At 59.8% G+C, this 18,584-nt stretch carries 18 protein-coding genes; all 18 read left to right on the forward strand.

All coding sequences use genetic code 11. The annotated features are described in order from the left end of the window. Positions 1 to 30 precede the first annotated feature (30 nt). The 18 genes from ilvB (at position 31) to QU667_RS02290 (ending at position 18,478) form a co-directional block, all read left to right on the forward strand. A complete protein-coding gene (gene ilvB / locus QU667_RS02205; protein ID WP_304987711.1) occupies positions 31 to 1,695 on the forward strand; it encodes a biosynthetic-type acetolactate synthase large subunit in 1,665 nt (554 codons plus the stop codon). Continuing rightward, positions 1,673 to 2,098, forward strand: a complete 426-nt coding sequence (locus QU667_RS02210) for a competence type IV pilus major pilin ComGC (protein ID WP_304987712.1) — start codon at positions 1,673 to 1,675, stop codon at positions 2,096 to 2,098. Before ilvB ends, QU667_RS02210 begins: the two co-directional genes overlap by 23 nt. Positions 2,099 to 2,151: 53 nt before the next feature. Further along, complete coding sequence (locus tag QU667_RS02215; protein WP_304987713.1) at positions 2,152 to 2,721, forward strand: prepilin peptidase; 570 nt, start codon at positions 2,152 to 2,154, stop codon at positions 2,719 to 2,721. A gap of 17 nt (positions 2,722 to 2,738) precedes the next feature. Beyond that, positions 2,739 to 3,209, forward strand: coding sequence for a prepilin-type cleavage/methylation domain-containing protein (locus QU667_RS02220; RefSeq protein ID WP_314806500.1), 471 nt, complete (start codon positions 2,739 to 2,741; stop codon positions 3,207 to 3,209). 1 nt (position 3,210) lies between these two features. Continuing rightward, entirely contained in the window at positions 3,211 to 3,609 is a 399-nt protein-coding gene (locus QU667_RS02225; RefSeq protein WP_304987714.1) for a type II secretion system protein, read from the forward strand. Then, entirely contained in the window at positions 3,578 to 4,102 is a 525-nt protein-coding gene (locus tag QU667_RS02230) for a prepilin-type cleavage/methylation protein (RefSeq protein ID WP_304987715.1), read from the forward strand. Before QU667_RS02225 ends, QU667_RS02230 begins: the two co-directional genes overlap by 32 nt. Then, positions 4,086 to 4,547, forward strand: a complete 462-nt coding sequence (locus tag QU667_RS02235; RefSeq protein WP_304987716.1) for a hypothetical protein — start codon at positions 4,086 to 4,088, stop codon at positions 4,545 to 4,547. Before QU667_RS02230 ends, QU667_RS02235 begins: the two co-directional genes overlap by 17 nt. Continuing rightward, positions 4,525 to 5,706 carry a PilN domain-containing protein gene (locus tag QU667_RS02240; protein ID WP_304987717.1) on the forward strand — a complete coding sequence of 394 codons (1,182 nt, stop codon included), beginning with the start codon at positions 4,525 to 4,527 and terminating at the stop codon, positions 5,704 to 5,706. The genes QU667_RS02235 and QU667_RS02240 overlap by 23 nt, the downstream gene beginning before the upstream one ends. A gap of 8 nt (positions 5,707 to 5,714) precedes the next feature. Next, on the forward strand, positions 5,715 to 6,287 hold the full coding sequence (locus tag QU667_RS02245) for a type 4a pilus biogenesis protein PilO (protein WP_304987718.1): 573 nt from the start codon (positions 5,715 to 5,717) through the stop codon (positions 6,285 to 6,287). 101 nt (positions 6,288 to 6,388) lie between these two features. Further along, a complete protein-coding gene (gene aroC / locus QU667_RS02250) occupies positions 6,389 to 7,558 on the forward strand; it encodes a chorismate synthase (protein WP_304987719.1) in 1,170 nt (389 codons plus the stop codon). After that, complete coding sequence (locus QU667_RS02255) at positions 7,555 to 8,076, forward strand: shikimate kinase (RefSeq protein ID WP_304987720.1); 522 nt, start codon at positions 7,555 to 7,557, stop codon at positions 8,074 to 8,076. Before aroC ends, QU667_RS02255 begins: the two co-directional genes overlap by 4 nt. 1 nt (position 8,077) lies before the next feature. Then, positions 8,078 to 9,166, forward strand: a complete 1,089-nt coding sequence (aroB, locus tag QU667_RS02260) for a 3-dehydroquinate synthase (protein WP_304987721.1) — start codon at positions 8,078 to 8,080, stop codon at positions 9,164 to 9,166. A 58-nt stretch (positions 9,167 to 9,224) separates the two neighbouring features. Further along, positions 9,225 to 11,021, forward strand: a complete 1,797-nt coding sequence (locus QU667_RS02265) for a GGDEF domain-containing protein (protein ID WP_304988382.1) — start codon at positions 9,225 to 9,227, stop codon at positions 11,019 to 11,021. Between the two features lie 117 nt (positions 11,022 to 11,138). After that, positions 11,139 to 11,480 carry a 50S ribosomal protein L19 gene (gene rplS, locus QU667_RS02270; protein WP_021685579.1) on the forward strand — a complete coding sequence of 114 codons (342 nt, stop codon included), beginning with the start codon at positions 11,139 to 11,141 and terminating at the stop codon, positions 11,478 to 11,480. Positions 11,481 to 11,551: 71 nt separating this feature from the next. Further along, positions 11,552 to 12,079: a signal peptidase I gene (lepB, locus tag QU667_RS02275; protein ID WP_304987722.1), complete on the forward strand. Its 528-nt coding sequence runs from the start codon at positions 11,552 to 11,554 to the stop codon at positions 12,077 to 12,079. Positions 12,080 to 12,091: 12 nt separating this feature from the next. Beyond that, positions 12,092 to 12,844, forward strand: coding sequence for an exodeoxyribonuclease III (locus tag QU667_RS02280; RefSeq protein ID WP_304987723.1), 753 nt, complete (start codon positions 12,092 to 12,094; stop codon positions 12,842 to 12,844). 8 nt (positions 12,845 to 12,852) lie between these two features. Beyond that, positions 12,853 to 14,478, forward strand: coding sequence for a peptide chain release factor 3 (locus QU667_RS02285; RefSeq protein ID WP_304987724.1), 1,626 nt, complete (start codon positions 12,853 to 12,855; stop codon positions 14,476 to 14,478). 136 nt (positions 14,479 to 14,614) lie between these two features. Beyond that, a complete protein-coding gene (locus tag QU667_RS02290; RefSeq protein WP_304987725.1) occupies positions 14,615 to 18,478 on the forward strand; it encodes an autotransporter subunit beta in 3,864 nt (1,287 codons plus the stop codon). The last annotated feature ends 106 nt before the right edge of the window (positions 18,479 to 18,584 follow it).

An 18,584-nucleotide genomic window follows, 5' to 3' on the forward strand; every position in this document is an offset into this window, starting at 1 on the left:
CATTGTGTCGTGCTGTTGAGGAGTGCGTGTATGAGAGGTGCGGAGGCGGTTCTGGCGTGTCTGCGGGAGCAGGATGTTGATACATTGTTCGGCTACCCGGGCGGGATGATCCTGCCGCTTTATGATGCGCTCTATGCACAGAAGGATATACGCCAGATTCTTGTGACGCACGAGCAGAATGCCGCCCATGCGGCGGATGGCTATGCGCGTGCTACGGGGCGCGTCGGGGTCTGCATTGCGACGTCGGGACCGGGCGCGACGAATCTCGTGACGGGACTTGCGACGGCGTATATGGACTCGATTCCGATGGTTGCGATTACGGGGCAGGTGGACATCGCCCTGCTCGGGCGCGATGCCTTTCAGGAGACGGACATCCTCGATGTGACGATGCCTGTTACGAAGCACAACTATAAAATTAAAAATGCGGCGGATCTCGTGCCGACGATTCGTCAGGCGTTCGCGCTTGCGCGCAGTGGGCGGCCGGGACCCGTGCTTCTCGATGTGCCGCGCAACCTCTTCTTCGAGGAGGTTTCCTACACGGCGGCGAAGCCGGAGGTGCGTACGCCGGGGAGTCCCGACGCGGACTTTATGATCTGTGCGGCGGAGGCGGCGGCGGAGATTGTCGCCTCCGCGCGTCCGCTCGTGATCGTGGGCGGCGGTGTGGTTTCTGCGGGAACGTCGGCGGAGGTCACGGCGTTCATCGAAAAGTATCATCTGCCCGTCGTGCATACGCTCATGGGCATGGGGGCTGTGCCGAGCACGCATCCGCAGATGCTCGGGTTTGCGGGGATGCATGGGGAGAAGGCGGCAAACTATGCCATCGGTGCGGCGGATCTCGTCATTGCGATCGGCAGTCGCTTTGCCGATCGCCAGACGGGCAACCTCAGCAAGTATACGGCAAACCGCAAGTTCATCCACATCGACATCGACCCTGCCGAGATCGACAAGAACATCGAGAACAGCCTTGGTCTCGCGGGCGATATGCGTACGATCCTCGGGCTTCTCATGCGGCAGCCGCCAAAGAGTGATCTCGCGGCATGGTGGGAGCAGATACGCACATGGCAGGAGGCATATGACTACGACTATCATGTCGGACGGCTGACCGTGCCGTGGGCGCTGCATCAGGTGGCGCAGAGCACGACGGGCAAGGCATATGCCTATGCGACGGATGTGGGGCAGCACCAGATGTGGGCGGCACTCCACCTGCGCGTGGAGGAGCCGCGGACGTGGCTGACCTCGGGCGGTCTCGGCACGATGGGCTACGGTCTGCCCGCTGCGATGGGCGCACAGCTCGCATGGGGGGACAGCCGCCGCGTGATCCACATCGCGGGCGACGGCGGTATCAAGATGACGGGCAATGAGTTCTATACGATTGCGCGTCTCGGGTTGCCTGTGCTCTCGATCCTTGTGAACAACCGCAGCCTCGGTATGATCCGACAGCTGCAGAAGGTGCTCTACGATGAGCACTATATCGCCTGTGAGCTCGATCACGAGATGGACTATGTGAAATACGTGGAGAGCTTCGGCATCAAGGCGGTTGGTGTGTCAACGCAGGAGGAGTTTGCAGCGGCGCTCAAGAGCGCACTGGAGGACAGAACACACCCGCGCGTGATCGTGATGGACGTGTGGCGCAGTTTCGTGGAGCCGATGACAAAGGGCGGTGCGCGCATTGATGAGTTTGTGGACTTTAAGTAGACGTTTTTCCCGTGCGTGCAGGAGGGGGGAGCACGGCTTCTCCCTGCTCTCGACCCTGCTTGCCGTGATGATTCTCGCGGTGGTGCTTGCGATAGCCGTGCCGCGCTTCTCATCTGCGCTTGCAACGGCGAATACCGTGCGGATACAGGCGGATCTCACGGCGCTCGATACGGCGATTGTACTCTATCAGACGGCACATGGGACTGCCCCGACAAAACTCTCGGATTTGGAGCCGTATGTGACCAATGCGGAAACGCTAAAGCCGCCCTCGGGAAATGTGATTCTCGATGGGAAGGAATCGTCTTTGACCAATCGAACTTATGAGATTACAACAAACGATAAGAAGATTTGTCGCGCGACCTGTGACGGAAAGACGGCGGAGGCATTCCGTCCGAAGGAATAATCGGTGTTCCCGTGGAGGGGGTACACTGTGTCAGAGAAACGGAGGTATATGCCATGCAGGAGGAGGCGCAGATGCTTTTTCCCGCAGGTCGGCCTCTGCTTCTGCTGTCTGTGCTGTGGATGGTATCTGTCGGCGGCATCCTCTTTGTCTGCGGCTTTGGCGTACGCGCTCTGTGCGGCGGGCTCTTTGCGGCTGTTGTGCTGTGGCTTTCCTTTCTCGATCTGAGGGATGGTCTGCTCTATGACGTGATTACCTTGCCGTTTGCGGCGGCGGGGCTTCTGTTTTCTCTGGCGGGCTTTTCCGTGCCCGTGGCAAATGCGGTAATTGGTGGGACGCTTTGTGGCGTCTTATTTTATTGCCTGTATATTGCCGCGCGGGGCGGGCTTGGCGGCGGCGATGTGAAATTTGCGGTGGGGCTTGGTGTGTGGCTCGGTTGGGAGGCTGCGGTGGTCGCTGTTTGGATTGCCTTTTTGCTCGGCGGCATTGCGGCGCTCTTTCTGCTTGTCACGCGGCGCAGAGGGCGGCGCGACGGGATTCCGTTCGGCCCTTTTCTCGCACTGGGCGGGTATGTCGCCTTTGTCGCCGGATCTGCGCTCTGGCGGCTTTACATGGGGCTCCTCTAGTGGGAAATATGCGCGGTATGGCGCTTCTTTCTGTGCTCATTGCACTCGCGGCTTTCGGCACGATCCTCTCGGCGGCCGTTCCGGTCGTGCGCGGACTCTATGCGCAGGCAGCAGTGGAATACGAGGCAGTGCAGCTCGTCGGGGAGCTGCGCCGCATACAGGCGGTCAGCCGCATGACGGCAATGCCGCTCTCCCTGTTTGAGGGACAGATCGCGTGGAAACGCGTGCCGCTCCTGCGGATTCACCCCAACGGTTATACGGTCAGTCACCCGTACAATGGCATTGTGTATGCGCACGCGCCGCTGCCGCTTGTGTGTTTCGAGCAGGAAACGAAGAAGAATATGCCCATCGTGTTTGACCGCAACGGCGGCGTTGGTGAGGAGAGTCACAATATGACAATCCGCGTCTATGCTGTGGGCTGTGAGGATGTTGCTCTGCGTGTTGTGATTGATGGTGCGGCACGAATCCGCCTGGAACGGAGGAGGTAGTATGCACCGAACGAGGTGTGGCGAGGCGGGGCACGTTCTCCTTGAGGCTGTTCTGCTCGGGCTGATTGTACTTGCGGTAGCGGCTTCGCTCGGCATTTTCGCGCGTACCGCGCTTTTGCGGGAGTACGCCGCTGCGCGTATGGAGGCGGCACTTGTCGCACGCGCACAGTTTTCCCGCATGGAGGCGGCACTGGATACGGGGGTGCCGCCCCCATGCGGCGTGACCGAAGTCCGTGCAAATGAGCGCATCTATCGGGTCGAAACCTCAGTCACACGGACAGAGGATTTTTACGATGTGCAGCTGCGGCTTTCGTGGCAGATTGCGGGGCACGCGGAAACGGTGGATTTTGTGCGGAGGATGCGGCATCATGTGCGCGTGGAAGATACGTCCGGAACGTAATGACTGTGTGCGGGGCTTCCTGCTCACGGAGCTTGCCGTCGCACTGTCGGTCTTTGCACTCCTCCTGACGTTTCTTGCATTTGCACTCATGTGGAGTGTGCGGAGCTTTCGGCAGGAGTTGGCGGATGCCGAGCTGGAGCAGGAAATGCAGATCGCTGCGGCGCGGATTGTGGAGTCCGCCCTGCTGTCCGATCACATCGGCGAGCGGCAGCGCGGGATCTATGAGATGCGGCAGTGGGCGCGTACGGGCGCGGCACTTGACCGATATTGGCTCAGTGACGAGAATTTGGTGCTCAATGCGGTCACCAATCCAATCACCGGGGCATTCGAGGGGGCGGGCGTTCACATTACGGCGTTTTCCGTGGAGGAGGACGTGCACGTTCCGCGCCTCTATCACATTGAGATGAGGGGGGAGAGTACGGTGACGGGGCGTACATACAGCATTGCGACGGCAGTTTATCTGCGGGAGGATATGGGTGGACGGCAGCGATGAACGCGGCGTAGTCTCCCTCGTCGGACTCTGTGTACTCATGGTGGTGCTCCTGTTCGGTCTTGCCCTGGCACATTTCGTGCACAGCGGCGGTGCGGTCGCAGCGGAGTATGAGCGTGAGATGCAGCTGCGGCTTGCGGCGGAGAGCGGTGTGGAGACGGCTGCCGCACGGCTCGAAGCCTCTGCGTCCGCCTACGGTGTACCGCCCGATCAAGGTGCGCACAGGCAGGTGACGATAGATCGTATCCCTATGGCAGACGGCATTGAACTGTCCGTCTTTATCGAAACGCCGTCGGAGAATGCGCCGGCGGGGACGCTCGATGTCGCTGCGGCAGCACGCGACGTGAGCACACGGATGTCGGACGGCGTGACATGGCAGCGTGCAAAGGTCGTTCGTGCGCGTTTGGAGAAAAAGGGGGAGCGCTATGTTTGGCGGCGTTGGTTTTAGGCTGCGTGCGCCGTGTGTGGCGGTAGGGCTGTATCCTGCGGTACATGGGCTGCTGCTCGTCCGTCTGGATGCCGTCGGAGCGGCGGACGGTGCGTGGCAGGTTACGGAGTCACGCACGCCGGCGCACGGCTGCCCTGCACCCTCGGAGGCGCGTGCGCTTGCTGCGTTCGTGCGCACGGAACTCGTGCGTGCGGGGTGGGAGAATCTGCCGCTTGCGCTCGCTCTTCCCGCCACCGAGGCAAAGACAGGACAGCGGGAGCTGCCCGTGCGGCTCGCGGGGGCGGAGCTGCGGGCGGCACTCCTCTGGGCGGAGCGTGCCGAGGCGGACGAGCGGGGAGAGCAGCTGTCCTGTGAGCGGTGCCTTTGCTGTATGGCACTGCCCGACGAGCCGTCGCCGTGCTATTGGACGGCGTGTATGGAGGAGGAGCGCGTACGGGGATATTTCGCCGCATTCCGTGCGCTGGGGCTCGATCTGCGGCGCCTCACGATCTGCCCGGAGGAGGAAGGTGTATATGCGGATATGACCGCGGCGGCACGTGCGCCTCATACGTCATGGGAAACCGTACGCTCCGAAGCTGCACCTGCCGTCTATGCAGGGCTGCTCCTGCGCACGGGGACGGCGGAACATCTTTACTGGACAGAGGAAAAGCCGCTGCGCGAACGCATTCGTGCGGTCGCTGCGCCGCTGATCGCTGTCCTTGCGGGCGTGGTCTTTGTCGCCTGTGTGAGTGCCGACATAGCCTCCTGTATGACGGCGCGGGAGGCTGCCGCACGTGCCGGGGAGGAGTTGCAGCAGCACACGTCCGAACACGGTCATATGGAGGCCTTTGCCGCGCTGCGCGGGGATGTCGCGCAGCGCGAGGAAGCGTTGCGTGCGTTTGCCGCAGAATCTCTGCCGCTGCGTGCGCTGCTCGTACATCTCGGCAGCGTATCGACGGACGGCATTCGCTTTACAGATGTGCGGGCAGAGGGACGGTCTGTCCGCATGGACGGCATTGCGGCAGACTATACGGTACTCGCCGCATTCATGAAAACCATGGAGGAGGATTCCTTTTTCCCCGCAGCGGTCACGCTCGCACATACCGGCGCGGCATCGGCAAGGGAAGGTGAAGCAGCGTCCGCAGCAGGCATCCGTTTCACGCTGCACGGCGACTGGTAGGAGGATGGATGGGACGATTTTCAGAACGTCGGCGCATGGCACTTGCGTTGATCTGGGCGGCGGGGCTCTGCCTTTTCTACGTTTTTGCAGCTGCGCCGTATCTTTCAGCCGTACGCGGAGCGGCATATGCCGCGCGGATGGAGGCACAGGTGCAGTGTGCCCGTGTGGACGCATATCATCAGATGCTGCTGCGCGATGCACAGGCAGAGGAAAAACTGCGTCTGCGTCAGCTGCGCCTTGCCCGCGCGACCCCGAAGAACCTCGACCAGAGCGATTTTATCCATGCGGTTGAGACTCTTGTGCGGCGCAGCGGGGTGACAATGGACGGACTCACGTCCATGCCCTTCGAGCAGAGGGACGGGCTTGTCGTACAGCCGATGGAACTGCATCTGCACGGCAATTATTTTGATGTGCTTTCATTTCTTTATGGGATACAGGAGGGGGCGCGTGCGATTCGCTTCGGCGATTTTGCACTGACCACAGAGGGGGATGTGGTTCACGGTGTCTTTCGTATCGAGATTGCAGCGCGTGCGGGGGCGGAACAGCAGGCAGATATGGACGATCTATCCAACGATAAATAAACGTATGCTGCCCGGCAGGAAAAGAAAGAAAAATAGCGAAATTATCCAAGTGGGATAATGATTCTTGATGGAATATTACATAAATTTACAGGGGGATTTGGATGAGCCATCTGCGTTTTGTCACGGGCGGCGAGTCGCACGGCGCAGCGCTCACGGCGATTCTCGACGGAATGCCGGCGGGGCTGCGCATCCCGCGTGAGGCGATCGACGAACAGCTGGCGCGACGACAGAAGGGGTATGGGCGCGGCGGCCGCATGAAGATCGAGACGGATCGCATCAGCGTCCTCTCGGGACTGCGGTTCGGGGAAACGCTCGGTGCGCCGATTACGCTGCAATTGGTGAACCGCGACTTTGCAAACTGGACGGAGCGCATGGATCCCTTTGGGGAACCGACGGGCGCAAAGGTAACTGCCGTTCGTCCGGGACATGCCGATCTCGCGGGCGTGCTCAAATACGACCGTCAGGATGCACGTGACATCCTGGAGCGTTCGAGTGCGCGTGAGACAGCGATGCGTGTCGCTGTCGGCGCGGTCTGCCGCCGGCTCCTTGCGGAACTCGGCGTGACGATCGCCTCTCATGTGACGGAGATTGGCGGCGTGACGGTTGACCGTGCGGCAATGAGTGACGCGGACATCGGCGTGACGAACAGTGATGATTTGAACTGCTGCGATCCTGCGGCAGAGATGCGGATGAAAGCCCGCATCGACGAGGCACAGGCGGCGGGGGATACGCTCGGCGGCATCTTTGAGATCGTTGTGCGCGGACTGCCCGTCGGTCTCGGTTCTCATACGCAGTGGGATGCGCGTCTTGACGGAAAACTCGCAGGTGCGCTCATGTCCATTCAGGCGATCAAGGGCGTGGAGATCGGCGCGGGTTTTGCGTGTGCGCATCTGCCCGGCAGCGCAATCCACGATGAAATCGATCGCGGGGAGGATGGGCAGCCCCGCCGCAGGACGAACCGTGCAGGAGGCATAGAGGGCGGCATGACGAACGGCGAGCCGATCGTCGTACGCGCGGCGATGAAGCCCATCCCTACGCTGATGACACCACTGAAGACGGTCGATCTTGAAACAGGTGCGGAGGTCTTGGCGAGTAAGGAGCGCAGCGATGCCTGTGCCGTGCCCGCCGCCTCTGTGGTCGGCGAGGCGATGGTCTCCTTTGTCCTTGCCGATGCGATCTGTGCGCAGTTCCATGCGGACTCCATGACCGACCTCCACGCTTCGCTTTCCGCCTATCGTGCGCGGCTGGAAAGTCGGTGGACAAGTCGATGAAGAACGTCGTTTTGATCGGCTTCATGGGCACGGGCAAGACGAGCGTCGGACGGCTCCTTGCCACACGTCTTGGCTGCGCGTTTCACGATTTGGACAAAAAGATCGAGGAACGGCACGGCATGTCCATCCCGGAGATGTTTGCGCAGCACGGTGAGGCATATTTTCGTGCGTGCGAGAAGGATGCCGTACGTGCGGCTTCGGCGCGGACGAATCTCGTCATCGCGACGGGCGGCGGCACGGTCAAGGATGCGGAAAACGTGGCGCTGCTGCGTGCAAACGGCATCCTTGTCGCTCTCGCCGCAGACGTTGACACCATCCTGCAGCGGACGCAGACGCGCGGCAAGCGTCCCGTGCTCGACGGTGCGGATGCGGGTGACCGTCGTGCTGCGGTTGCGCGTCTGCTGGAGGAACGCCGTCACCTCTACGAGAGCGCCGACATCACGGTGGATACGAGCGGTCGCGCGCCGCTTGAGGTGGCAGAGCATATTATGCAGACACTGCGGATCTGGAGAAAGTGATATGAAGCAGAGGGTGGACGTTGCGCTCGGGAATCGCAGCTATGGGATCGTGATTGGCAGTGGCCTTGCGGACGATATTACTTCGTTCGTCCGCGCGGCGGGATACTCCGCGCGCGGCATGATCGTTACGGATACCAACATCGCCCCGCTCTATGCCGCACAGACGGCGGAGCTCCTCGCGCGTGCGGGGGTGGAGGCGGAGGTCGTTTCTGTTCCTGCGGGCGAATCTGCAAAGAGCCTCACACAGGCGAACGAGCTTTTTACGCGAGCAATCGAGATGGGGCTCGATCGAAAATCTCCGATCATTGCGCTCGGCGGCGGGGTGGTCGGCGATCTTGCGGGCTTCGTCGCGGCGACCTATATGCGCGGCGTCCCCTTCATTCAGCTGCCGACGAGCCTGCTCGCGCAGGTGGATTCGAGCGTCGGCGGCAAGGTCGCCGTCAACCATCCGCTCGGCAAGAACCTCATCGGCGCATTCCATCAGCCGGATGCCGTCTTTATGGATCTCGATGTTCTCAAAACCCTTCCGGCGCGTGAGATTGCGACGGGGCTCGGTGAGATCATCAAGTACGGCATCATCTGCGACGCGGACTTCTTTGCGTGGCTTGAGGAACAATGTGCGGACGTGCTCGCCCTCGAACCTGCTGCGGCAATGCACATGATTGCCCGCTCCTGTGCGATCAAGGCGGATGTCGTGCGGCAGGACGAGCGCGAGGGCGGGTTGCGCCGCATCCTGAACTTCGGTCATACGATTGCACATGCCGTTGAGAAGGAGACGGGCTACGCACGCTATCGCCATGGCGAGGCGGTCGCGATCGGCATGGTCGGTGCGGCGGATATCAGCGTCGCGATGGGGCTGCTCGGGGGGGCGGATCGTCGCCGTATCGAACGGCTGATTCGCACGATGGGACTGCCGTACACGGTCAAGGACGTGGCGCCGGATGCGATGTACGAGGATCTTTTTCACGATAAAAAAACAGTGGGAGGGCGCATTCATTGGGTGCTTGCCGAGGGCATCGGGAAAGTTTCTGTACACAGCGATGTACCGGAGGATGTCGTACGAGAAACACTGCTAGGACTTTCCTCCTGATACTGTTTAAGAATAATTTGTTTTATAACGAATAAGAATGTAAGGGGGTGGTTGGATGATGTATCGGCGATTTTGCATATTTATACAGGCAATGATTTTTGTCTTGCTCCTGTGTACCGGACATACGGTTGCTGCCGCAGACACGGCACTCTCGTGGGAATATTGGCAGGAGAACGTACCAAACCCGAATGCCAAGATGGAAAAGACCGTTCCCGACTTTCCGAAGGATGAGGGGCGTTGGCGGCGGTTCAATCCGCAGTTCGGTGTCTCCGCGCCCGAGGGGACGCACTATGTCTGGGTACGTGTCTATATACCGCCGGATACGGGCGTGGATGAGAGCCTGTTTTTCTCGACGATTGATCAGTCCGTGCAGATCTTTTTGGACGGCGTTTCCATCTATCGCTACGGAGATCTCTCGGTACACGGTCATTCCTACGGGCGCAAGTGGCACCTCGTCGACCTGCCCGCGTGGGCGGTCGGGCGGCAGCTCTATATGCAGATCCACTCGGACAACATCTGGGTGCTCGGCCAGTTTGACCGCGTGCGTCTGGATCGTGCCGCCCACCAGATCGAGGATGTATTTCTCTACGACTTCCCCTACGTTAGCGGCATTACAGCATTGGCGATCTTCATCATGCTGCTCGGTGTCTACTTTTTTACCGAGAAGGAACTGCGTGGTGTCTATCTGCGTCTGATCGCCGTTCTGGTTGTTTTCTTTGTCTGGATGCTCAGTTCATCGAGCCTCGTCCTCCTTTGGCTGAATTGGCCTGTTTTTTGGTGGCATATGGAACTTGTTTCCTGCTACCTTATTCCTGTGACATCATACTCGCTCGTCTATCGGGTCATTGATGATGCGTACAAGAAGAAAGTCCTAAAGACGGCGTTTGTTTTCATTGGGATTTTTGTGCTTGCCATCCTGTTGGAGTTCGCCGGACAGAGCGGTCTGTATGTGATGCGATTCTTCTTCTATCCGGCGCTGCTCGTCTGCGGTCTCATGGTGGGGTATTGGCTCTATGAATGCCACAAAAGCGGGAATACGCGCTGCCGTCCGCTGCTCATCGCATTCGGAACGCTCTCGGCGCTTGCCGTAATCGACGGATTTTCGTTCCAGTATCGCGTCGTCACATGGCATACCTATCTTGTTCCCTTTGGCATCTACACGATCGGTTTCTTTATTGTTCAGCTGATCTTGGAGCGTGCGGAGCACGAGCGCTATCTCGCGGAGCTCTCCGTCAGTCTCGAAAATGAGGTCAGTGCGGTGACGCGGCAGATGGAGGTCGATCCTCTCACGGGTGCGTTCAACCGCAACAAATTCCCCGCAGCGACGCGCGACTTTATGCGGATCTCCCTTGAGATCAAGGAACCGTTCTCCCTCATCATGTTTGACATCGACCATTTCAAGAAAATCAACGATACCTATGGACACGATGTCGGCGACGTGGTGCTCGTCGGATTTGCACAGACGATCAACAGCTTCCTCGACCGCCGTCACGTCCTCATCCGTTGGGGCGGCGAGGAGTTTATCCTGCTTTGCCTCCACTACGACGGGGCGGAGGCGGAGGCGTTCGCGAACGAGATCCGCGAAGCGGTGTCCGAGGCGCACATCCACCCCTCGGATCAGGTGACGTGCAGCGGCGGCGTGGCGGTCTGGTACGGCACGGAAACGGATACGGCGGAGCACATGGTAAAGCGTGCGGACACGGGGCTCTACCGATCCAAGGAAAACGGGCGCAACCGCATCACCTGTGAGCCGGATTGGAAGGCACATATGCCAAAGCGCCGTCCGAAGCCGAAGGAAAAGCCGCTTGCGGGTGAGACCTCGGAGGATGCGGCGACGGGGATTCGGGGGCGCTGAGGAAAAATTTTTCTTGCGCGAAGCGTGATCTTATGCTATAGTCACTGGGTATGTGTGTGGATGGTCCGCTGGGCGGCATGAGCCGGCTATGAACGTCCGAGCGAAGGAGGAAAACATATGAATATCATCGAGATCCTTGAGAAGGAGCAGCTTCGCTCCGACATCCCGAAGTTTGCGCCGGGCGATACGGTTCGCGTTCATGCGCGCATCGTCGAGGGCACGCGTGAGCGCATTCAGGTGTTCGAGGGCGTGGTCATCGCGCGTCAGGGGTCGGGCGTTCGTGAGACGTTTACGGTGCGCCGCATCGCGTCCGGTGTCGGCGTGGAGCGTCTCTTCCCCGTACACTCCCCGCGCATTGCAAAGATTGAGGTGACGCGCCGCGGTATCGTCCGCCGTGCGAAGCTCTACTATCTGCGCGGACTTACGGGCAAGGCGGCTCGTATTCGGGAAAAGCGCTAACTGTACGATGGATAGGGACTGCTGCGGCAGTCCCTATTTTTGCTGTATTCGTCATATGAGAGGAGGAGTTTATGGAAAAGGAAAGATCCACCGCCGAGGAGATCAAGGATTGGGTGGTTTCCATCGTCGTTGCCGTTGCGCTCGCCATGTTCATTCGCACCTTTATCGTGGAACTCTACGTTGTGGACGGCCCGTCGATGCGCCCGACGCTCGAATCGGAGGAGCGTCTCGTCGTCAATAAATTCATCTATCGGTTCCGTCCGCCCGAGAAGGGGGAAGTCCTTGTCTTTCAGTACCCGCGCGACCCGAGCCGCGACTTTATCAAGCGCGTGATCGCGACGCCGGGCGATACGGTCGAGATCCGCGAGGGACGCGTGCTCGTCAATGATCAGATTCTGACGGAGGACTACATTCTCGAAAAGACGCGCAGCGAGTACCCGAAATCGACCGTGCCCGAGGGACGCATCTTCGTCATGGGTGACAACCGCAACAACTCCGAGGACAGCCGCTTCGCCGATGTCGGCTTTGTGCCGTACGATCTCATCAAGGGTAAGGCGCTCCTTGTGTTTTGGCCGATTTCACAGTATAAGACGCTCTGACGGAGGAACAATATGCGTTTTGTATCATGGAACGTCAATGGACTGCGTGCTGCGCTCAAAAAAGGATTCATGGACGCCTTTCGGCAGCTTGACGCAGATGCCTTTTGTTTGCAGGAAACGAAGATGCAGGAGGGGCAGGCGATCCTCGATCTGCCCGGCTACGACCAGTATTTTTACAGTGCGGAGAAAAAGGGATACTCCGGCACGGCGATCTTTACGCGGATCAAGCCGCTCTCGGTGAACTATGGAATTGGCACCGAGGAACACGACCACGAGGGGCGCGTCATCACGATGGAGTTTGAGGATCTGTATCTCGTCACCGTCTACACGCCGAACTCGAAGAACGCGCTCGCACGCCTCGACTACCGCATGGTCTGGGAGGATGCCTTTCGTGCGTTCCTGCTTGATCTGCGTGCGAAAAAACCCGTTGTCGTCTGCGGCGACCTCAACGTCGCACACACGGAGATCGACCTCAAGAACCCCAAGAGCAACCGCAAGAACGCGGGCTTTACCGACGAGGAACGCGGCAAGTTCACGGAGCTCCTTGCCGCGGGATTTGTCGATACCTTCCGCGCACTGTACCCGGACAAGACGGGCGCATATACGTGGTGGTCGTACCTGCGCCATGCGCGCGAGACGAACGCGGGATGGCGCATCGACTACTTCCTCGTCTCGGAGGAGCTGAAGGATCGCATTGCGGCGGCAGAGATCCATGCAGATGTATTCGGGAGCGATCACTGCCCCGTATCATTGACGTTGAAATAGGGGAGACTATGGCAGAATTGAAAGCAGAACTCGCGCGCGAAATCGCAAAACGGCGCACATTTGCCATCATCTCACATCCGGACGCGGGCAAGACGACGCTGACCGAGAAATTGCTCCTCTACGGCGGGGCGATTCACCTCGCCGGCTCGATCAAGTCGCGCAAGACCCAGCGGCACGCCGTATCGGACTGGATGGAGATCGAAAAGCAGCGCGGCATCTCCGTCACGTCCTCCGTGCTCCAGTTCGACTATGACGGCTATCGCATCAACATTCTTGATACCCCCGGGCATCAGGACTTCAGCGAGGACACCTACCGTACGCTCATGGCGGTGGACAGTGCTGTCATGATCATCGACGCGGCGAAGGGCGTTGAGGCGCAGACGCGCAAACTGTTCCGCGTCTGTCGGCAGCGCGGCATCCCCATCTTTACCTTTGTCAACAAGCTTGACCGCTTCGGCAAGGCACCGCTCGATCTGATGGATGAGCTCGAAAATGTTCTGGGCATCCGTTCCTATCCGATGAACTGGCCGATCGGCACGGATGGGACGTATCGCGGCGTGTATGACCGCGAGAAGAACCGCATCGAACTCTTTGCCGAGGATGTGACGCACGGACAGGAAACGCGCGTCTCCGAGGTGTTCGCGCCGGACGATCCCGCATGGAAGGAGCGCGTCGGGGAGGACGTTGCCGCCGCACTCTTTGACGACATCGAGCTGCTGCGCGACGCGGGCGAGGTGTTCGACCGTGCGGCGGTGGATGCGGGCGAACTCACGCCTATGTTCTTCGGCTCGGCGATGACGAACTTCGGCGTGCAGAACTTCCTTGAGGAGTACATTCGGCTCGCGCCAACCCCTGCGCCACGTATGTCCTCCGACGGTGTGATCGAGCCGGACGATGAAAAATTTTCGGGTTTTGTGTTCAAGATACAGGCGAATATGAACCCCGCGCACCGCGACCGCCTTGCGTTCATCCGCATCTCGTCGGGCAAGTTCGACCGCAACATGAGTGTGTGGCACGCGCCGACGGGCAAGCTCGTGAAGCTCGCGCAGCCGCAGCAGTTCCTCGCGCAGGATCGCCAAATCATCGACACAGCGTATCCCGGCGACATCGTCGGACTCTTCGACCCGGGGGTGTTCGGCATCGGGGATACCCTCTGCGACCCCGCGCACAAGTTCAAATTCGAGGACTTCCCCGTGTTCCCGCCCGAACGCTTCGCACGCGTTGCGGCGAAGGACACGATGAAGCGCAAGCAGTTCGTCAAGGGCATCGAACAGCTCACGCAGGAGGGCGCAATCCAGCTCTTTGAGCAGGTCGGCGCGGGGCTCGACAGCTACATCGTCGGCACGGTCGGTACGCTCCAGTTCGAGGTACTTGAGTACCGTCTGAGGAACGAGTACAATACCGAGATCACGATGCAGATGCAGCCGTTCGAGACGGCACGCTGGCTCGCGTATCCCGACGGGCGCACGATCATGCCCGCCGATCTGCGCGGCGCGGATCGCGGTATGTTCGTCCGCGACCGCTGCGGCAACCCCGTCCTCCTCGTGAGCAACGAGTGGGCGCTCGGCTGGATTCGCGAGAACAACCCCGATCTCATGCTCGGACAGGTGCCGTTTGACCGCAAAGAGGCATGATTGAAAATAATGATAAGGGCATCACGCTGCTGGGACGTGATGCCCTTATCATTATGAAAAAATATTTCTTTTTTGCAAGAAATATGGTAGTATTGTCCTAAAACACTTATTGTAATGGACATAGGAGGATGATTCGTTGTTCAAGGGGAACAAATCCAAAAAACTGGCATTCTTTGCTGCGATGGCACTGGTCGGCGGAGCGTTCGCGCCGTATACCTATGCAGCGGATGTGACAATCGACCCCGCACATCCGCCGGTCAAGAATGTGCCGCGACCGCTCACCACAGGTGCTGCGGGCGATGTTGGCACAGGCAGCGCGGATGCGTCGGGGAATACGCTCACCATCGAGAACTATGATTATGAGAACAACGCTGTCTATGGCGGTGCTGCGCTCGGTACAGGAAATGCGGAAGGAAATACACTGACGATCGTGAACTCCAAAGTCCTGGTGGGGTATGGCGGTGTTGCACAGAACGGCGGCAACGCAAACCGCAACAAGCTCGTATTTCGTTCGGGCGAGGTCGGTGCAACGATGGCGGGCGGCTTTGTTGGCAGCGAGACGGGCAGTGCGGAGGGGAACTCCGTCACGGTGTATCGCGGAACGACATCGCACATCTACGGCGGATATTCCAAAAAAGCAAAGGCACGTGGGAACGTCCACAAGAATGAAGTCGTCGTCCACGGGGGAACGATTGACGGCAAGATCAAGGGCGGTGTCATCGACGAAGTCAAATCGACGGGCAACGTGACGGAAAATACGGTTACGATCAACGACGGAACGCTCAAGGACGCGGTCTATGGCGGCGCAATTGAAAAAAGCAATTCCACCGGCAGGGTCGAGGGGAATCGCGTTACAATCAACGGTGGAATTATTAAAAAGAACATCATCGGGGGTTTTGTGCGCGGTAAAGGAACGCTGACAGGGAACATTGTCACCATTGCGGGCGGCACGATTGAGGGCGAGGTATATGCCGCATTCTCCTCCGAGAACAGCAGGAGTGTGCTGACGAATAACGTGGTCAACCTCGGCGACGGGGAACATGCTGCGCCAGTGAATGTTTCCAAGTTTGTCTGGGTGGCGCGTGGAAAATACGGTGCGACCTCGTCCGGCAATACGCTCAATGTCAAGACACGTGCAGAGGCGGACTATGTCGGTGGTTTCGAGAAGCTCAATTTCTATTTCAAGGAGGCGATTCAGCCGAAACTCGTCCTGCGCAAGTCGACGGATTTGAAGATAGCGAGCCTGAACGACATCGGGGTCTATGGATCGCCGCAGACGAAGTCGGGGACGCTGATCGAGAGAGAACGCGGCAAAATTATCATCAAGGACGGCATAAAATCCGCGACAATAACGGGCGATACCGCAGAGATGACGCTCCGTCTGGACAGCACGGAGAAGAAACTCGACTATACGCGGCTGATCTTCAAGGGTGCGACGGTCGCTGAGTCCGAAGGAACGGACACATGGGGCGGACGCTCTGTGATCGGCAATACAACGGCGAAGAACAGTATCACCATCGACAGCGGCACACATACGAACATCTATGGCGGATGGACGAGCGGTTCGGGCTCGACGGCTGCAGCAGAGCGGCGCGGCAACAGCACGCAGAACAGTGTCACGGTGAATGGCAGTGCAGACGTCAGCGGAACGGTCTACGGCGGCTATACGGGTGTCGCGGGCGGCAAAGCAGAGCGCAACAGCGTCACCGTCGAGAAAAACCTTGCTGCGTACATCGTCGGCGGTGCGGCCGAAGGGGAAGCATCGGGCAACATAGTCACCATTCGGGCGAACGCGGGTGATGTTACGGGCGGCGCATCCACGGGCATGGCATCGGGGAACATTGTCACCCTCGCCAACGCTGCGGTCAGCTCCGTCACGGGCGGCGCGGGTGCGGCAACGCATAACAATACCGTCAACCTCGCAGGCGGCGCGACCGTCAGCGGCGCAGTCACAGGCGGCACAGCGGCGGACGGCACGGGCAACACGCTGAATGTCAAGGGGACGAACAAGGCACGGAACATCGCGGGCTTCCAGAAAGTCAAATTCGATGCCGCCAACGTCACTGCGGGCGCAGCGATGCTGGAGCTCACGGGCAGCGCGGCGACGACGCTCGACAAGAGCGCTGTCGACGCGACGGGCAGCACCGTCCGCGGCGGTGTGACGCTCCTCAGGAACGCGAACGGCATCAACCTCACGGGCTATACGGGCGGTGTATTGAAGTCCGAGACGGATGCGACGACGGAGAAGAACATCTCTGTTCATAAGACCGGCAGTAAGATCACCGACATCCGCTACGAAGGCTGGCAGTTTGCCGGGGTTACATCCCCCGTCTTTGATGGAGCGGATGCCTACGGCGGCATCTCCCGTGCGGGCAATACGACGACGGAGAACCGCATCACCATTGACAGCGGCACGCATACGAACATCTACGGTGGATGGACGAGCGGTGCGGGCTCGACGGCTGCGGCTGAGCGGCGCGGCGACAGCACACGAAACAGTGTTGCGATCAGCGGCAGTGCAGCCGTCAGCGGCACGGTCTATGGCGGCTATACGGATGTCACGGGCGGCAAGGCGACGGACAACACCGTCTCTCTCAGCGATGTGACCGTTACAGGATCGGTTACGGGCGGATATGGTGCGGTGACGAATGATAACACCGTCAGCCTCCGCAATGCGAAGGTCACGGGCATGGTCACAGGCGGCACGGCGCATGGTACAGGCAATACTCTCGCTGTTTCCTATGGCACGCGGACGACGGAGATCGGTGACTTTGACGGTATTCAGAAAATCCGGTTTGACACGGGGTCCGCACCGACGCGCGGCGCACATCCCTTGCTGCGCCTGACGGCGGTGGGGGGCGACAAGAATATCGCGGGGATGGATCTTGATTTTCACCGCGACGGAGCGGCGAAGAAGTTTGCGCCGGGGGACAAGATTACGCTCATGGAGAATATGAGCGGCAGGGTTACAGGCAGTGACCATGTGACACTACAGGGAACGGACGGCATCTCACGCAGCTATACGTTTGAGGTCGTGTCCGAGGGGAATGCGCTCGTCGGCACGGTGGCGCAGACACGCATGACCGAGCAGTCCAAGTCCCCTGTCGAAACACGTACAGGTGCAAGTGCATTTTTGAACGCCGGCGGAGATTTTGCCGCAGGAGCGGGCATGGATGCAGCGAAGAAGGAGGCGGCACACGCGGCGGCAACGCCCGGTGCAGCTCCCTACGGACTTTGGGCGGGCACGGGCGCGGGCGCACTTCGTCACAACACCGGCTCCCATGTCGATATGAGAGGCTGGAATATCGGTCTCGGTTGGGCGCGTGCGAATGCGCTGCGGACGGGGACGCTGACCTTTGGTCCTCTGATTGAATACGGGCGCGGCAGCTACGACTCCTATCTCGACGACGGCACGCACGGCAGCGGCAGGACGAGCTACCTCGGTACGGGGCTCATGGCGAAATACGAAATGGCGGCGGGCAGGTGGATCGATGGATCGCTGCGCATTGGCAGGACACGGAGCGACTACCGTGGCGTTGCGTCCTATGATACGTCGAACGCCTACTATGCCGTACACGTCGGCGCAGGTAAGGAGTTCCGTGTCCGCGCGGCGGATACGGTCAGCGCGTATGTGCGCTATGCGTATACACATACGGCGGGGACAACGGCACATCTGAGCTCCGGTGAGACGTATGACTTCGATGCGGTGAACTCGCACCGTCTGCGCATCGGCACGCGCTACACACATGGCGCGGCGGCGTACCGTCAGATCTATGCGGGGCTTGCGTGGGAGTACGAGTTTGACGGCGATGCGCGTGCAGTCGTGCAGGGGGACAGCACCCCGAGCCCGTCGCTTCGGGGCGGCAGTACACTCTTTGAGCTTGGCTGGCGCTTTACGCCAAAGGCAAACAGCCGCCTCCGCTGTGATTTGAATCTCACCGGATGGCAGGGCAAACGGCAGGGCGTTACGGGCGGCCTTTCGATCAACTGGGCGTTCTGAGCGGCGTACGGTCAACCACTTCCTTAAGTGTTTGCGTGGAGCACATATCTCCGTAACATTTGATGCAGAACCTAAAAAGAGGGCTTGGATTTCCTCTGTCGGAGAA

This window comes from Selenomonas dianae (genome assembly GCF_030644225.1).
Taxonomy (GTDB): domain Bacteria; phylum Bacillota; class Negativicutes; order Selenomonadales; family Selenomonadaceae; genus Centipeda; species Centipeda dianae.

Excerpts from the sequence above, each read along its gene's own strand:
- QU667_RS02210 (WP_304987712.1), top strand. The coding sequence starts at position 1,673 with ATGAGTTTGTGGACTTTAAGTAGACGTTTTTCCCGTGCGTGCAGGAGG.
- aroC (WP_304987719.1), top strand. The coding sequence starts at position 6,389 with ATGAGCCATCTGCGTTTTGTCACGGGCGGCGAGTCGCACGGCGCAGCG.
- QU667_RS02255 (WP_304987720.1), top strand. The coding sequence starts at position 7,555 with ATGAAGAACGTCGTTTTGATCGGCTTCATGGGCACGGGCAAGACGAGC.
- QU667_RS02225 (WP_304987714.1), top strand. The coding sequence starts at position 3,211 with ATGCACCGAACGAGGTGTGGCGAGGCGGGGCACGTTCTCCTTGAGGCT.
- QU667_RS02245 (WP_304987718.1), top strand. The coding sequence starts at position 5,715 with ATGGGACGATTTTCAGAACGTCGGCGCATGGCACTTGCGTTGATCTGG.
- QU667_RS02265 (WP_304988382.1), top strand. The coding sequence starts at position 9,225 with ATGTATCGGCGATTTTGCATATTTATACAGGCAATGATTTTTGTCTTG.
- QU667_RS02240 (WP_304987717.1), top strand. The coding sequence starts at position 4,525 with ATGTTTGGCGGCGTTGGTTTTAGGCTGCGTGCGCCGTGTGTGGCGGTA.
- rplS (WP_021685579.1), top strand. The coding sequence starts at position 11,139 with ATGAATATCATCGAGATCCTTGAGAAGGAGCAGCTTCGCTCCGACATC.
- QU667_RS02285 (WP_304987724.1), top strand. The coding sequence starts at position 12,853 with ATGGCAGAATTGAAAGCAGAACTCGCGCGCGAAATCGCAAAACGGCGC.
- QU667_RS02280 (WP_304987723.1), top strand. The coding sequence starts at position 12,092 with ATGCGTTTTGTATCATGGAACGTCAATGGACTGCGTGCTGCGCTCAAA.
- ilvB (WP_304987711.1), top strand. The coding sequence starts at position 31 with ATGAGAGGTGCGGAGGCGGTTCTGGCGTGTCTGCGGGAGCAGGATGTT.
- aroB (WP_304987721.1), top strand. The coding sequence starts at position 8,078 with ATGAAGCAGAGGGTGGACGTTGCGCTCGGGAATCGCAGCTATGGGATC.
- QU667_RS02230 (WP_304987715.1), top strand. The coding sequence starts at position 3,578 with ATGTGCGCGTGGAAGATACGTCCGGAACGTAATGACTGTGTGCGGGGC.
- lepB (WP_304987722.1), top strand. The coding sequence starts at position 11,552 with ATGGAAAAGGAAAGATCCACCGCCGAGGAGATCAAGGATTGGGTGGTT.
- QU667_RS02215 (WP_304987713.1), top strand. The coding sequence starts at position 2,152 with ATGCAGGAGGAGGCGCAGATGCTTTTTCCCGCAGGTCGGCCTCTGCTT.
- QU667_RS02220 (WP_314806500.1), top strand. The coding sequence starts at position 2,739 with ATGGCGCTTCTTTCTGTGCTCATTGCACTCGCGGCTTTCGGCACGATC.